The organism is Mesorhizobium sp. C089B, from assembly GCF_030323125.1.
Taxonomy (GTDB): domain Bacteria; phylum Pseudomonadota; class Alphaproteobacteria; order Rhizobiales; family Rhizobiaceae; genus Mesorhizobium.
Window position 1 is genome coordinate 2,925,803 of record NZ_CP100469.1, and the last position, 14,423, is coordinate 2,940,225.

Genomic DNA, 14,423 nt, shown 5'->3' on the forward strand with positions numbered 1-14,423 from the left:
CGAAGGCCGCAAGCCCAACCGGGCATCGCGCCCGTTGGCGTCCGGTCCGGAACGAGCCGCGAAGCGGCGGCAAGCGCGAGCACAAATCAGCGCCGCAGATGCAGCGGCACCACCTTGTTGTCGGCGCCAAGCAGCGCCTCGATCGACAGCGGCTCCCGGTTGAAGATCGTGCCGGCCAGCGCCGAGCGGCCGAGATGGAACCCCTGTAGCAGGTCGACGCCGCCATCCAGCGCCACGCGCAGATGCACGGATTGCTCGATGCCTTCCACCAGCACCTTGGCGCCGCGATCGTGCAGCGACGAGACGAGCGGCCGGAAGAAGCGCTCGGCGGCAGCGTGGCGGCAGAATTCGGCGAACCAGCCGCCGTCGATCTTCACGATATCCGGTTGAAGCAGGCTCATCCGCTCCGCGGTCGAGTGGCCGGTGCCGAAATCGTCGATGGCGATGCGGATGCCGTGGCGCCGCATCTCGCGCACCAGCGGGGCCAGCACATTATCGTCGGCCGCCTGTTCGGTGATCTCGCAGACCAGCATGGCGGCATGCAGGTCGAGATCGCCAAGATGCCGCGTCATCAGCCGGATCTCGGCCAGCGCCCGCCCGAGATGATCGTTGATCATCGGGTTGTAATTGAAGAACAGGTCGAGCCCGTCGACGCCGATGTTGCGGAAGTTTTTCAGATGCAGCATCCGGCACATCGTCTCGACAAACAGGCGGTCGCCCGGCGCAACACTGTCGAAGAACATGGCCGGTGCAACCGGCATGGAAGCGCGCTGCGGTTCGATCAGCGCCTCGACGGCAACCGCGGCCAACGCGCCACCGCGTGGCGCAAAGATCGGCTGGTAGGCGCTCTTCAGCCGGAACGCGCCATAGACGCCGTATTCGATGCCGACCTCGTCGGCAAAGATCGCTTCGCCGATATCGCGACGCCTCTCGCGTTGCCCGGTCATGGCCCGGTCCTGCGCCCGAACACCCTGCCCGACCGCGCCGGAGGCGCTGCAGTCGGGCCGCCAGGCGTCTTGCCAGGCTCGGCCGCCGCGACGGATGGCTGCCCATCCTTGCCGAAAGCGCGAAAGCTGGTCGGCGCCAGTTCCGGCTTCGCCAGCACGAAGCCCTGCACCATCGATGCGCCGGATTTCTCGGCCAATTGAAGCTGCCAGCCTTCCTCGATGCCTTCGAACACCGTGCGGATGCCCTGTAGTTCGAAGTTCGTCACCATGGCAGTCAAGAGGGCAAAGCCGGCGCCGGATTCCATGAGCTGCGTGATCCAGTGCGCATCGAATTTGACGATGTCGGGCTTGAGCTCCTTGATGCGGTTGATGTCGGATTCATCGGCGCCGTAATCGTCGACGGCAATGCGAAAGCCATTGGCCCGCAGCGCCTCGACAAAGCTGTAGAGCGTTTCCTGCGACGCCGACTTCTGCTCGGTCACCTCGCACACGATGCGGCGCGGATCGATCCCGGCTTCGTGCAGCACCAGCCGCATGTCGCGCAGCGCGTTATCGGCGATGGAGCGCTCGGTAAACACCGACGGATCGAAATTGACGAAGATCGAAGCCTCTTGCGGCAGGCAGGCGCCGGAATTGAGCAAATGCAGCGTGCGCGTCAGCGCCTCGATATGCAGGCGGTCGCCGGCCGGACAGGTGCGGAAGAAGTTCATCGGCGATTGCGGCTCGCCGTCACGAAACGGCCGGATCAGCCCCTCGAACGCTGCGATCGAGAGCTTGCTCTCCTTGAAGGCGAAGATCGGCTGAAAGGCGCTCTGCAGCGTGTAGGGACCCCAGACACCTGAAGCGGTGCCGTCATCGTGACGGATGATGTGGGCAAGCCCGGTGCTGCGCGACAAGGGTCCCTCGCTCCGCGAGACAGGCGAAATGGCTGGCGATCCTGCCGTCAAAGGTTTTAGCGGCCGTTGATGAATTTAGTCTTGCCGGGGATAGGCGTCGATTGCAGAGCCCGCAACGCAGAGTGAAACCGTCATGCACGCGCTCCAAAAAGCCGATCTCCAGGGGGTCCTTGACCCTGGCTCATCCGACAATGCTTGCACTTGCCGGGTCGATGCGACATGAGAGGCGCCGCAGCTGTTTGCGGTTGCGCCGACCCCTCTGGAGATATCTGGCCATGGCCTTTCTTGCCGACGCCCTTGCCCGCGTAAAGCCTTCCGCCACCATCGCGGTGACGCAGAAAGCCCGCGAGCTGAAAAATGCCGGCCGCGACATTATCGGCCTCGGCGCCGGCGAACCGGATTTCGACACGCCCGACAACATCAAGAATGCGGCGATCGAGGCGATCCGCCGCGGCGAGACCAAATACCCGCCGGTTTCGGGCATCGCGCCGCTGCGTGAGGCGATCGCGAAAAAATTCAAGCGCGAGAACAATCTCGACTACAAGCCCGAGCAGACCATTGTCGGCACCGGCGGCAAGCAGATCCTGTTCAACGCCTTCATGGCGACGCTGAACCCAGGCGACGAGGTCATCATCCCCTGCCCCTATTGGGTCAGCTATCCCGAAATGGTGGCGATCTGCGGCGGCACCTCGGTGTTCGCCGATACTTCGATCGACAATGGTTTCAAGCTCACTCCCGCCGTGCTGGAAAAGGCGATCACGCCGAAGACCAAATGGCTGTTGATGAACTCGCCGTCGAACCCGTCCGGCGCCGCATACACGGAAGCCGAGCTGCGCGCGTTGGCCGACGTGCTCTTGAAGCATCCGCATGTCTGGACACTGACCGACGACATGTACGAGCACCTGACCTATGGCGACTTCGTCTTCAGGACGATCGCCGAGGTCGAGCCGAAACTCTACGAGCGCACGCTGACCATGAACGGCGTCTCGAAAGCCTATGCCATGACCGGCTGGCGCATCGGCTATGCCGCGGGTCCCGTCCAGCTGATCAAGGCGATGGACATGATCCAGGGCCAGCAGACCTCGGGCGCCTGCACCATCGCGCAATGGGCCTCGGTCGAGGCGCTCAACGGCCCGCAGGATTTCGTCGCCAGGAACAAGGCGATCTTTCAGGGCCGTCGCGACCTCGTCGTGTCGATGCTCAACCAGGCGCGCGGCATAACCTGCCCGTCGCCGGAAGGCGCCTTCTATGTCTACCCGTCCTGCGCCCAGCTGATTGGCAAGAAGACCAAAGCCGGCAAGATAATCGACACCGACGAGACTTTCTGCTCCGAATTGCTCGAAGGCGAGGGTGTCGCAGTGGTGTTCGGCTCGGCCTTCGGCCTCGGCCCCAACTTCCGCATCTCCTACGCCACGTCGGAGACGCTGCTGGAGGAAGCCTGCACCCGCATCCAGCGATTCACTGCATCGCTGACCTGATCAGGCTCCGAGACATGAAACCCGGCCTTTCGAGCCGGGTTTTTGTCAAGAGCAGACCTCAGCCGCCATACTGCTCGCTGGTGACCGCTTCCATCCAATCTGCGTGGACGCCGTCCAGCGCTTCCTGCATGGCGACGTGGGTCATTGTCGTCTTTGCACCCGCGCCGTGCCAGTGCTTCTCGCCGGGCTCGAACGAGATCACGTCGCCCGCCTTGATCTGCTGGATCGGCCCGCCCCATGCCTGCGCAAGGCCGGCCCCCGCAGTGACATAAAGCGTCTGGCCGAGCGGATGCGTGTGCCAGTGGGTACGCGCACCGGGCTCGAAGCTGACCAGCGTGGCTCTGAGCCGGGCCGGCGCTTCCTTCTCGATGATGGGCGTCTGCAGCACGCGGCCGGTGAAATACTGGTCCGGCGCGATGATGGTCGGCACGCTGCCGCAGGCAATGATCTTCATCTCTGGTGATCCCTAAGTTTGGCAGAACCTACCCTGCCCCGGTGCCGGCTACCACCCCAGCCGGGGCCAGAACAGGCCGGCACGTACGCGATAGTCCGCGTAGGCTCCGGCCAGCGGCGTGCGCGAAAATTTCTTCTCTTCGTCCAGCGCCGCAAACACATAGAGGATAGCGATCCCGGCGACCGGCACCAACGCCCAGACCGACCAGGTCGCGATCCCCCAGCCGATCCAGAAGACGATGTAGGACGTATAGAAGGGGTGGCGGACATGGCCGTAGGGGCCGTGGGTCAGCAGGCTGTGCGGATCGTCGGGTGCGAAGACGAAGCGCAGCCGCACCTTGCGCGACGTGACGATCGCCCACCAGAACAGGGCAGAGCTCGCCAGTTCGACGGCAAGTCCGGTGAGCTTTGCCGAACCCGGCTGCGATTGGATCCAAAGGGTGGCGAGAAAGAACAGCGCCGTGGCGATGACCGCCGCCGAAATCACCATGGCGCCTGGAGACATCGCCTGCGATTGGAAATGCGCCCGCATCGACCAGACATATTGGCCAAGCATCGCGATGCTGCAGATCGAGACAAGAAGATCGAGGACTGGTTCCATTGTCGGGATTCCGCGCGTGATTGCCATGGAGCCAGCGATCGTGCCGGCTATCTCTTTAGAAATCCTTTCTTAACCACATGTTTAAAGAACATATAGAGCCAGCGATGCGATGTTGGCGGTCAGGCAAATCTCAAGGTCTAATCCAGCATGAGCATCACTCACCGCACCATCCGCACGCCGCAGGCCGACTTGCGCCTCAGCCAGTCGTCTGGGTCCGGCATGCCCATCGTCATGATCCATGGCTCGGGCAGTTCGCGCGCCGTGTTTGCCCGTCAGTTCGATAGCCCGCTTGCCGACGGCCATCGGCTGATCGCCTTCGACCTTCCCGGCCACGGCGAGTCCTCCGATGCCCGCGACCCGGCGACCGCCTATACGATTACCGGCCTTGCCCAGACCACAGCCCGGCTTCTCGACGCTTTGGGCATCGGCCACGCCATCATCTTCGGCTGGTCGCTCGGCGGCCATGTGGCGGTCGAACTGGCCAGCTTTCACCATGCGGTCAGCGGCCTGGTGCTGACCGGAGCGCCGCCGGTGTCGCGAGGGCCGCTTGGCATGCTGCGCGGCTTTCACGCCAACTGGGACATGCTGCTCGCCTCCAAGAAGGTCTACTCCGAACGCGACATCGAGCGTTTTGAGGCTCTGTGCTACGGCGACACCGCCAGTCCGTCTTTCCGCGAAGCCATCAGGCGCACCGACGGTCGGCTTCGCGCCGGCGTGGCGCGCTCCATGTTTGCGGGCAAGGGCGCCGACCAGAAACAGGTGGTCGAGCACGCTCCGTTCCCCGTCGCGGTGATCAATGGCGAGCATGATCCGCTGGTGCGGCTAAGCTATTTCGAGACCGTCGCCTACAGCTCGCTGTGGGAACAGTGCCATGTCATACCAGGCGCCGGCCATGCGCCCTTCTGGGAACGTCCGGACCTGTTCAACCCGTTGCTGTCGCGCTACGCCGAGATGGTGGTGAAGCAGAGTGCAGCCGCCACGCCCACGCGCCGCACTCAGGCAAGCTGAAATCGCCCGACGGTTCTGATCCCCGGGTCTTGCCTCGGCCGCCTGACGGCGGCGCGATTTCTATTTTCCTTGCCCTCCCGGCTAACCCGTGGGACGATGGGTTGGGCAGGTGGCTAAATGAAAACAACCCCGCCCGCGACGGTCGAACAGGCCGGCCGCCGCTCACGACAGGGTGCGATCGGCGCAAAACCGTTTCCACTTTTGCTGATCGCACTCCAAGGGCAACGCCTGAGTGGAGGTCAGCCATGGGTACTCGCGCCGGAGGACGACGCACGGGACCGAAATGCATTGCCATAGTCGGTCCCTTTGCAAGCGGTAAGACGACACTTCTCGAAGCCATCCTCGCCCGTACGGGCGCCATCCCCCGCCAAAATCCCGTTTCATCGGGAAGCACCGTTTCCGATCATTCGCCCGAGGCGCGGGCGCACGCCATGAGCGTCGAGGCGACCTTTGCCACCACCGAATTCATGGGCGAGCAGATCACCTTCGTCGACTGTCCCGGATCGATCGAATTCTCCTTCGAGGCCGAGCCGGTGCTGGCAGCCTGCGATCTCGCGGTGGTCGTCGCCGAGGCCGACGAGAAGAAGATCCCAGCCTTGCAGCTCATCATGCGCAAGCTCGACGATCTCGGCGTGCCGCGCATCCTGTTCCTCAACAAGGTCGACAAGGCAATCGCCGGCGTACGCGATACGCTGAAGATGCTGCAGCCGACGAGCGCGGCGCCGCTGTTGCTGCGCCAGATTCCGCTGCGCAAGGACAATGTGGTGATCGGTTCGATCGACCTGGCGCTGGAGCGCGCCTACATCTACCGCGAATATGCCGAAAGCCAGGTTGCCGAAATTCCAACTGACGACAAGGCGCGCGAACTGGAGGCTCGCTTCTCCATGCTGGAGACGCTTGCCGACCATGACGACCAGTTGATGGAGCAGTTGCTGGAGGAGATCGAGCCGCCGAAAGACGCGGTTTTCGACGATCTGTCCGCCGACCTGCGCGCCGGCGCCATAACGCCGGTGCTGATCGGCACCGCCGAAAAAGGCAACGGCGTGCTGCGCCTTTTGAAGGCGATCCGCCATGACGCACCGGATGTCGAGGCGACGCGCAAACGGCTCGGCGTCCCCGACGGCAATCACACCGTGGTCCAGGTGATGAAGACCATCCACACCGCGCATGGCGGCAAGCTGTCCGTGTCGCGCGTACTCTCCGGCCAGATCGCCGATGCAGCCGAACTCTATTTGTCGAATGGCGAGACGGCGAAGGTCTCCGGCATCTACAAGATGCTCGGAAAGGACCAGTCCAAGCTCACCGCTGCCAAGGCCGGCGACACGGTGGCGTTGGGCAAGCTGGACGAGGTCAAGACCGGCCAGACGTTGAGCTCCACGAAGGGCGGTATCAAGCCGCTGGTCACGCTGACGCCGCCGCAGCCGGTCTTTGCCTTTGCCCTGCGGCCGAAGGAGCGCAAGGACGAGGTCAAAATGTCGGCGGCCATCCAGCGCCTGGCCGAGGAAGATCCCTCGCTCACCTTGCGCCACAATCAGGACTCGGCCGAGACCGTGCTGTCCGGCCATGGCGAGATGCATCTGCGGGTCGTGCGCGAGCGGCTGGAAGGCAAGAATCAGATTCCGGTCGAAGGCCATGCGCCTGCCGTCCCCTATCGCGAGACGATCCGAAAGACGGTGCAGCAGCGCGGCCGCCACAAGAAGCAGTCCGGCGGCCATGGCCAGTTCGGCGATGTGGTGATCGAGATCAAGCCGCTGCCGCGCGGCTCCGGCTTTCAGTTCTCGGACACCATCACCGGCGGCGTCGTGCCCAAGACCTACATCCAGTCGGTCGAAACCGGCGTGCGCGATTATCTGAAATCCGGCCCGCTCGGCTTCCCTGTCGTCGATGTCGCCGTCAACCTCTCCGACGGCTCCTACCACGCCGTCGATTCCTCCGACATGGCTTTCCAGATGGCGGCCAAGCTGGCCATGAAGGAAGGCATGGCGGCCTGCTCGCCGGTGCTGCTCGAGCCGGTCATGAAGGTCGAGATCGTCACGCCGTCCGAAGCCACTTCGAAGATCATCGCGCTGATCCCGCAACGGCGCGGGCAGATCCTTGGCTACGACGCGCGGCCTGACTGGCCGGGATGGGATGTCGTGGAGGCGACCATGCCGCAGGCCGAGATCGGCGGCCTGATCATCGAACTGCGCTCGGCGACCTCCGGCGTCGCCAGCTATCGTTGCGCCTTCGATCACATGGCCGAGCTGACCGGACGGTTGGCCGACGAAGCGATGAACGCCAACGGCAAGGCTGCCTGACAGGCCAAAGGATGATCCGCACAAAAAACGGCGCCCGGATGATCCGGACGCCGCTCTTATTGCGGACCGTCTTCTTGGGAGGAAAACGGCAGGTCCGCCGCACGTATCCGCCGCGCCATACGGCACTAACAGACGAATAGGTTCGGACGCGGTAGCCGCCTGAGCCCGGATCTTCCGAGTGATGCCCCCATCTCCCGGTCGAACCACACCGCGTCCTATGATCTGCTTAAACGATGAATCGCGCCTGCGGCATGTTACCTGAGGTTACATGTCACTGTTACGCGGCGATTTTGCTCGATTTTTCGCTGGCTACGGCAGGCCCGGAAACAAAAAAGCCGGATCAATGAAGATCCGGCTGAGTTTGATTGGAAGTGCCTGTTAAGGCTAACCTCCAGAGGGGAACACTCGAGGGCGCTAATGGGAGGAGAACGCGCCCAGGAGATGATCTATATATGTGCTGTTCATGCCCAAGAAACAAGCATCTATTTTGCAACACACGCATGCAAAAAGGTACAGGCTGTGGTCTAACCCATGTCTAGGGGCCATAGGACCACGAAAAGTTGCCAAATGAATAGCGCGACCGTGCTGTTGCCTTCGCAGAACCGCAAGTCGGGCTGATTCTCGCGCTCGCGGGCAAAAAGCCGAATGACGTTGAATCGGGCAGCAGGCGTTTATTTTTGCGGCAGCGGGATGGGAAGGGTCGGCCGGAAGAAGGGAGACCTGACATGCGGACACCCCAGGCGATCGCCGGCAGCGCGGTCTTCTTCATCGCCGCACCTTGTGTCGTGGCCGGGCTGGTGCCCTGGCTGCTGACGGACCGCTACCGTCTGCCGCTGTCGACGGTGCCCGGCTTCGTGCCGGCTGGCTCCATCCTAATCGTCGCGGCCATCGCCCTGCTCGTCCATTCCTTTGCCCGCTTCGCGCTCGAAGGCATGGGCACGCCGGCGCCTGTAGCACCCACCGAGAGACTGGTGATCGGCGGCGTCTACCGCCATGTCCGCAACCCGATGTACGTCGCCGTGCTGTCGATCATCCTCGGCCAGGCGTTGCTGTTTTCAAGCTGGAGCGTCGCTGCCTATGCCGCCATCGGCGCGATCGTCATGGGCTCTTTCGTCAGGTTCTATGAGGAGCCGACTCTCGCCCGCCGCTACGGTGGCGAATACGAGACCTACCGCCGCAATGTTCCCGGCTGGCTGCCACGGCTGACGCCTTGGCGGGGGTGACCAGCACCTCCCAAGGGCATGTTTAAAATGACCAGCTGCGCGCTTTGGCGATGATGAAGTCGCGGAAGACGTGCAGCTTGGCCTGGTTCTTCATTGCATCGGGATAGGCGAAATAGGTGTCGAAGGACGGCACCTCGGTCTCCGGCAAAAGCTGCACCAAATCCGATTCCTTGGAGATCACGTAGTCGGGCAGCATGGCGATGCCGGCGCCGCCCTGCACGGCGCGCTTGATCGACAAGATGTCGTTGATCTGCAGCGTCGGCACCCTTTGCCCACCGTCGAAATCGCCGATCGTTTCCAGCCAGTTCAGCTCCGACAGATGCGACGGCACCGGCACACCGAAAGTGACGATGCGATGGTTCTTCAGATCGGCGACCGAGGTCGGCTTGCCGTGCTTGCCGACATAGGACGGCGAGGCATAGAGGTGGAAATGCACGGTGAACAGGCGGCGCTGGATAAGGTCGGGCTGCTGCGGCTGGCGCAGCCGTATCGCGCAGTCGGCCTGGCGCATGGTGAGGTCGAGTTCCTCATTGGCCAGGATCAGCTGCAGGCTGATTTCCGGATAGAGCTCGATGAATTCCTGCACCCGCTCGGTCAGCCAGCCGGCGCCGAGCCCGACCGTGGTCGTTACCCTCAGCACGCCTGAGGGACGGTCCTTGGCCTCGGTCAGCTTCGACTTGATGGTCTCCAGCTTCATCAGCACGTCATGCGCCGTGCGGAACAGCATTTCGCCCTGCTCGGTCAGCACCAGGCCGCGGGCATGGCGATTGAACAGCGGCACCCCGACATCATGTTCGAGCGCGCTGACCTGGCGTGAAATCGCCGATTGCGACAGGTGCAAAGTCTCGGCGGCATGGGTAAACGACCCAGCCTCCGCCGCTGCGTGAAACACGCGAAGCTTGTCCCAGTCCAACGCCATTGAGTTCCCCTCGTTCTGTTTTTGGCGTCTGAATGAAAAATCAGGCTTTTGAACGGCTTGCGACGCCGTCTTGATAGATTTTATTCCGCCGCTTCGCGGTGCACCTCGATGCCGGCCAGGTATTTTTCCGCCTCGAGCGCGGCCATGCAGCCGAGCCCGGCGGCGGTCACCGCCTGACGGTAGATATCGTCGGTCACGTCACCGGCGGCGAACACGCCGGGCACATCGGTGCGGGTCGAATTCGGCGCCGTCCACAGATAGCCGTTCGGCTTCTGCTTCAGCTTGCCGACAAACAATTCCACCGCCGGCGCATGGCCGATCGCCACGAACACGCCGTCCACCTGGAGATGGCTGACCTCGCCGGTCATCGCATTTCTGAGCTTCAGCCCTTCGACCGAAGGCGGCAGCGGCGTCTTGCCGGGCCGGCCGGTGATCTCGTCGACGATCGTGTCCCAGATGACTCGGACATTGTCCTTTTTCAACAGCCGCTCACGCAGGATGCGCTCGGCGCGGAAATCGTTGCGCCGGTGGATGACGGTCACGCTCTTCGCCAGATTGGAGAGATAGAGCGCCTCCTCCACCGCCGAATTGCCGCCGCCGATGACAGCGACATCCTTGCCGCGATAGAAAAAACCATCGCAGGTGGCGCAGGCCGACACGCCGAAGCCCATGAAGGTTTGTTCGGTGGGGATGCCCAGCCACTTCGCCTGCGCACCGGTGGCGATGATCAGCGCATCGGCCGTGTAGGTGGTGCCGGAATCGCCCGTGGCGCGGAACGGCCGCACATTGAGGTCGACCTCGGTGATGATGTCGTTGACGATGTCAGTGCCGACATGCTCGGCCTGCTTCAGCATCTGCTCCATCAGCCACGGGCCCTGGATCGGATCGGCGAAGCCCGGATAGTTTTCGACATCGGTGGTGATCATCAGCTGGCCGCCCTGCTGCAGGCCGGCGACGAGCATCGGCTTCAGCATGGCGCGCGCGGCGTAGACCGCCGCCGTATAGCCGGCCGGGCCGGAACCGATGATAAGGACAGGCGCGTGCTTGGTCGTCATCTAAAGCCTCTGCGGGGCGGACAATCGAGTGTGCCTTGGAAAAAGACGTGAAACGGTGCTGGTAATGTAAGGGTTGCCAACCACACCAGCAAGACGATCAGGCCGTCGTCCCCGGAAAGCTTCGGCCCACAGGCTTATTCGCGCAATGGCCGCTTCCGTTACGGTCGCAAAATCGCCCGACCAAGGGCTGGCATCGCCACAAAAGTCGTTTAATGACGAGATCGCGAAAGATTCTTGCGCTAAGCAGAGACCGCCATGCCCCTGAAAGCCGACCTCGACGCCATCGACTGGAAGATTCTGCGCGAGCTTCAGGCCGACGGGCGCATGACCAATGTCGAACTGTCGAGCCGCGTCGGCATTTCCGCGCCGCCCTGCCTGCGCCGTGTCCGGCGGCTGGAGGAAACCGGCATCATCAAAGGCTATCGCGCTTTGCTCAACGCGCCGGCGCTCGGCATGGATGTCGTCGCCTTCTGCCTGATCGGCCTGCATCACCAGGCCGACGCGGAACTCAAAACCTTCGCCGAGCGCACTCGCGGCTGGCCGATCGTGCGCGACGCCTGGATGGTCTCGGGCGAATCCGACTTCCTGCTGCATTGCGTGGCGAGTGATCTCGGCACCTTCCAGACCTTCGTCATCGAAGAACTGGCTTCGGCGCCGAATGTCGACACGGTGCGCACCGCGCTGACCATCCGCCGCGTCAAGGACGAAGGGCTGGTGGCGTTCAGCGCCTGATAAGCGAGATTAACTTCGAAAAAGCATGTGCGACGCCGACCAAGACATACCCCAACAGACACACTGCTACCTCTCCGACAACTGGCAAAAGAATGAAGCCGTCCCCAGGGCCGGGGCTCTCACCAGGGGACATCTCCGGCAAAGCTAAAAAGGCTAGGGTTCAGACTCAATCAACCTATAGGGCTGATCTTGCCTTCAGTTCCGAGAAGGCACATTCTCTGCGTATCGGGCGGTCTCGTGAGGATCAATGTTCAAGAAAATAGTTGAGAGAGTGCCAGTTGGCGCCGCTGACCCGGTAAGCGACCTGATTGGTCTGATCGACTTGATCGAAATGGAGTTGGGGCTCTGGGCGGGTGGCAAAAGCGTGCGCAACCGTCTCTCCGAGGTCATCAGTGAAATTCGCCGATCCGAAGGTGTCGCGAGCCAGGAGAGTGTGAGCGTTTTGCTCGATGTTATCGAACGACTGGGTAATATTGAGCGGTTTTTGTCCGACAATGGTTTTGAGACTGGCTCTGAAACTTCCAACGGTTGACGCTTCGAACTCTGCTTGTACGACGAGAAGAGCGTGATCGGTCAGACCCAGAATGCGATGAGCGTTGCGAGTGCGACGGCGGAGAGAAAATTCCTTGCGAGCTTGTCGTAGCGGGTTGCGATGCGGCGGAAATCCTTGAGCCTGCAGAAGGCAGCTTCGATACGCCATCGGCCCTTGTATCGGGTCTCATCGTAGCTGATCGTCGCCTTGCGGTTTGATCGTCCCGGGATTACTGCCTGCGCCCCTTCAGACTTCAGGTGCTTGCGCAAGGCGTTGGCATCGTAGCCTTTGTCGGCGATCAGGCATCGCACGGGTCCGGCGGCATCCAGCAGCGGCTTGGCCACCGTGATGTCTGCGACATTGCCCGCGGTGAGCCGCAGGACGGCGGGCCGTCCCAGCAGGTCTGTCACCGCATGAATCTTGGTGGTTTGGCCGCCGCGCGATGGCCCGATGGCCTGTGCTTTCGCCCCCCTTTACCACCGTGAGCGGAGCGATGCGCCTTTATATAGGTGGAGTCGATAGATGCCGACAGGGCAAGGACACCCTTAGCCACCAGCGCATCAAGGATTCTGGTCCAGAGCTGTCGGCGGGACCACCGGTTGAAGCGGTTGTAGATCGTCGTGGGAGGGCCGTATTCGGCCGGGCAATCCTTCCAGCGGCAGCCAGTTTTCAGCACATGCAGGATGCCACTGATGACGCGCCGATCATCGACCCTGCGCGCGCCAGGCAGGTTCTTCGGCAGCTGCGGCTCGATTGCCGCCCAGGCGTCGTCATTCAACCAGAACATCTGCTTCATCCTCGCCTCCATCGCAATTTCGAGACAAGGAACCTGATTTGCTAAACTAACTCAACAGGCTGATTAGGTTTTGACCCTAGCAAAATAGGTGAGCAAGCAAGCCAGACGAATGTGATGACATGCGGCAACCATTTGAGACGGAAAATGTTTTTTGACGCGAGAACGCCGCGCCGATCACAATCATGTTGACGACGAATATGAGCCAGAAAGCGAATTCTGGCGCCGAAATCGTAGGGTATTCCGGGTCAGATTGCGTGAACATGAGCGGCCAAGGTTGAATATGCCATCCGGTTTCAGCTACGGAATCGGGAGTACTTTGACCCACCCTGCCAAGGGCAGGATCTGCTACCTGCGCTCCACCGTGAGAACAACAGGCAATCCCCAGGGCACATCTAGCGGTGCTTGAAGCAGTGAGACGTCGCCATCCGCGACCTGGGCTTCCCACTTGGCATAGTGTTTCAACCGGTAGTTCCCGGAGCGGACGCTGAGGCAGGCAACAGGCCCGCCATCGAGGTTTAGCGCCGTCTTGAGATCGAGGTCGGTCTGCAACAGGAAGTTTGCTAGCCGGTCCAGCGAGAAGAAAGCGTCCTTGGTCGAACCGACGATGATCCAGCCCTGACGATCTTCCGCGATAAAGGTGCGGTTGGCCAACCAGTTGCTCTTGGCGCGTACATTGTTGCGGCCGTCCTCACCGACAAGCAATGGATAGGAAACCATAGCGTTTTCGGCATTCTCCGTGACTGCGCGCCAGTCACGTGAATTGAGATCGACCACATGCGTGCCGGAGGCATTCACGAACCAGGCGCCGGCCTTCGCATCGTATTCATCCGGCCCGAGCCTCGCACCCATGCTGACAAAGGGCGTGTCGGCTTCGCCCTTCAGTCCGAAATAACTGCCATTGACGATCAGAACGGTGCCGCCTGTGCCTTGTGGATTGAGTGCCGCTTCCCACTGGTCGATGTCCTTGGCACCACTGGGCTCGTTACGGGCAACGAAACGGAATTTGGCTGGATCGAAACGGTTGAGATAGAGCCGGTCAATTTCACGGTCGCCCGCCATGACGGGGATTTCTCTGACCTGGAATCCAGGCTCGGTTTCATTCCATGAGCTGGCTCCACCGGTCACATCAGGAATTTCCGATTTCAACGCAAGCTGCATGGCAGGCGAGAGACGCGCATCGTCGGGTGCAACGGCGATCCAGTAGCTTCCGCCGCGGCGAAGAAGTGCATTGAGCCCATACACGCCGTGTTTTTGCCAGACATACCCCACGGCTGAAAGCACAGCCAATATCAACAAGACAACGGCAACAGAGATTGCTTTCTTCAATGAATTCCCTCGTTCTTCGATGGAATGACATCTGCAAATTTCTTGCTTGAATGATGTCTGATCTCTGCAGTTTTTCCGCAAAAGAGCGTGGTGCTTTCCTGGGGAATAGCGTCAAAGCAAAGAAATGGATCGGCTCGCCGTTTCTGCGAAACGGTGAAAC

The 14,423-nt window shown here is 61.8% G+C and carries 14 protein-coding genes; 6 read left to right on the forward strand and 8 right to left on the reverse strand.

What is annotated here, in order from left to right; all coding sequences use genetic code 11:
- Nucleotides 1–86: 86 nt before the first annotated feature.
- Nucleotides 87–947: an EAL domain-containing protein gene (locus tag NLY44_RS14505; protein ID WP_023805972.1), complete on the reverse strand. Its 861-nt coding sequence runs from the start codon at nucleotides 945–947 to the stop codon at nucleotides 87–89.
- The gene (locus tag NLY44_RS14510; protein WP_023805973.1) at nucleotides 944–1,843 is read right to left on the reverse strand and encodes an EAL domain-containing protein; all 900 of its coding nucleotides are present in this window, start codon (nucleotides 1,841–1,843) and stop codon (nucleotides 944–946) included. Before NLY44_RS14510 ends, NLY44_RS14505 begins: the two co-directional genes overlap by 4 nt.
- A 275-nt stretch (nucleotides 1,844–2,118) precedes the next feature.
- Between NLY44_RS14510 and NLY44_RS14515 the strand changes: the two genes are divergently transcribed.
- Nucleotides 2,119–3,321 (forward strand): pyridoxal phosphate-dependent aminotransferase, encoded by a 1,203-nt coding sequence (locus NLY44_RS14515; RefSeq protein WP_023805974.1) that lies wholly within the window; start codon nucleotides 2,119–2,121, stop codon nucleotides 3,319–3,321.
- 58 nt (nucleotides 3,322–3,379) lie between these two features.
- Here NLY44_RS14515 and NLY44_RS14520 read toward each other — a convergent pair whose 3' ends face one another.
- The gene (locus NLY44_RS14520; protein WP_023705864.1) at nucleotides 3,380–3,775 is read right to left on the reverse strand and encodes a (R)-mandelonitrile lyase; all 396 of its coding nucleotides are present in this window, start codon (nucleotides 3,773–3,775) and stop codon (nucleotides 3,380–3,382) included.
- Between the two features lie 48 nt (nucleotides 3,776–3,823).
- Nucleotides 3,824–4,375: a methyltransferase family protein gene (locus tag NLY44_RS14525; protein ID WP_023683763.1), complete on the reverse strand. Its 552-nt coding sequence runs from the start codon at nucleotides 4,373–4,375 to the stop codon at nucleotides 3,824–3,826.
- Nucleotides 4,376–4,522: 147 nt separating this feature from the next.
- Between NLY44_RS14525 and NLY44_RS14530 the strand changes: the two genes are divergently transcribed.
- The 3 genes from NLY44_RS14530 to NLY44_RS14540 all read left to right on the forward strand — a co-directional run bounded on the left by NLY44_RS14530 (nucleotide 4,523) and on the right by NLY44_RS14540 (nucleotide 8,903).
- Nucleotides 4,523–5,383, forward strand: a complete 861-nt coding sequence (locus NLY44_RS14530) for an alpha/beta fold hydrolase (RefSeq protein WP_023711179.1) — start codon at nucleotides 4,523–4,525, stop codon at nucleotides 5,381–5,383.
- A gap of 245 nt (nucleotides 5,384–5,628) precedes the next feature.
- The gene (locus NLY44_RS14535) at nucleotides 5,629–7,680 is read left to right on the forward strand and encodes an elongation factor G (protein WP_023805975.1); all 2,052 of its coding nucleotides are present in this window, start codon (nucleotides 5,629–5,631) and stop codon (nucleotides 7,678–7,680) included.
- A gap of 725 nt (nucleotides 7,681–8,405) precedes the next feature.
- Nucleotides 8,406–8,903 carry a methyltransferase family protein gene (locus tag NLY44_RS14540; protein ID WP_023671969.1) on the forward strand — a complete coding sequence of 166 codons (498 nt, stop codon included), beginning with the start codon at nucleotides 8,406–8,408 and terminating at the stop codon, nucleotides 8,901–8,903.
- A gap of 22 nt (nucleotides 8,904–8,925) precedes the next feature.
- Here the strand turns inward: NLY44_RS14540 and NLY44_RS14545 are convergent, their stop codons facing one another.
- Both NLY44_RS14545 and trxB read right to left on the reverse strand, forming a co-directional pair.
- Complete coding sequence (locus NLY44_RS14545) at nucleotides 8,926–9,822, reverse strand: LysR family transcriptional regulator (protein ID WP_023671970.1); 897 nt, start codon at nucleotides 9,820–9,822, stop codon at nucleotides 8,926–8,928.
- Between the two features lie 80 nt (nucleotides 9,823–9,902).
- A complete protein-coding gene (gene trxB, locus NLY44_RS14550; RefSeq protein WP_023671971.1) occupies nucleotides 9,903–10,877 on the reverse strand; it encodes a thioredoxin-disulfide reductase in 975 nt (324 codons plus the stop codon).
- 255 nt (nucleotides 10,878–11,132) lie between these two features.
- On the opposite strand from trxB, the gene NLY44_RS14555 reads away from it, so the two are divergent.
- Together NLY44_RS14555 and NLY44_RS14560 are read left to right on the forward strand one after the other, a co-directional pair.
- Nucleotides 11,133–11,609 carry an Lrp/AsnC family transcriptional regulator gene (locus NLY44_RS14555; protein ID WP_023671972.1) on the forward strand — a complete coding sequence of 159 codons (477 nt, stop codon included), beginning with the start codon at nucleotides 11,133–11,135 and terminating at the stop codon, nucleotides 11,607–11,609.
- A gap of 247 nt (nucleotides 11,610–11,856) precedes the next feature.
- Nucleotides 11,857–12,141 (forward strand): hypothetical protein, encoded by a 285-nt coding sequence (locus NLY44_RS14560; RefSeq protein WP_023805976.1) that lies wholly within the window; start codon nucleotides 11,857–11,859, stop codon nucleotides 12,139–12,141.
- A gap of 41 nt (nucleotides 12,142–12,182) precedes the next feature.
- Here NLY44_RS14560 and NLY44_RS14565 read toward each other — a convergent pair.
- Nucleotides 12,183–12,937, reverse strand: a protein-coding gene (locus NLY44_RS14565; protein WP_156941033.1) for an IS5 family transposase whose coding sequence is annotated in 2 segments (ribosomal slippage) — nucleotides 12,183–12,607 and nucleotides 12,607–12,937 — 756 coding nt in all. Because the reading frame shifts where the segments join, the coding sequence is not laid out codon by codon here.
- 345 nt (nucleotides 12,938–13,282) lie between these two features.
- Entirely contained in the window at nucleotides 13,283–14,263 is a 981-nt protein-coding gene (locus NLY44_RS14570; RefSeq protein WP_245263849.1) for a phosphodiester glycosidase family protein, read from the reverse strand.
- Between the last annotated feature and the right edge of the window lie 160 nt (nucleotides 14,264–14,423).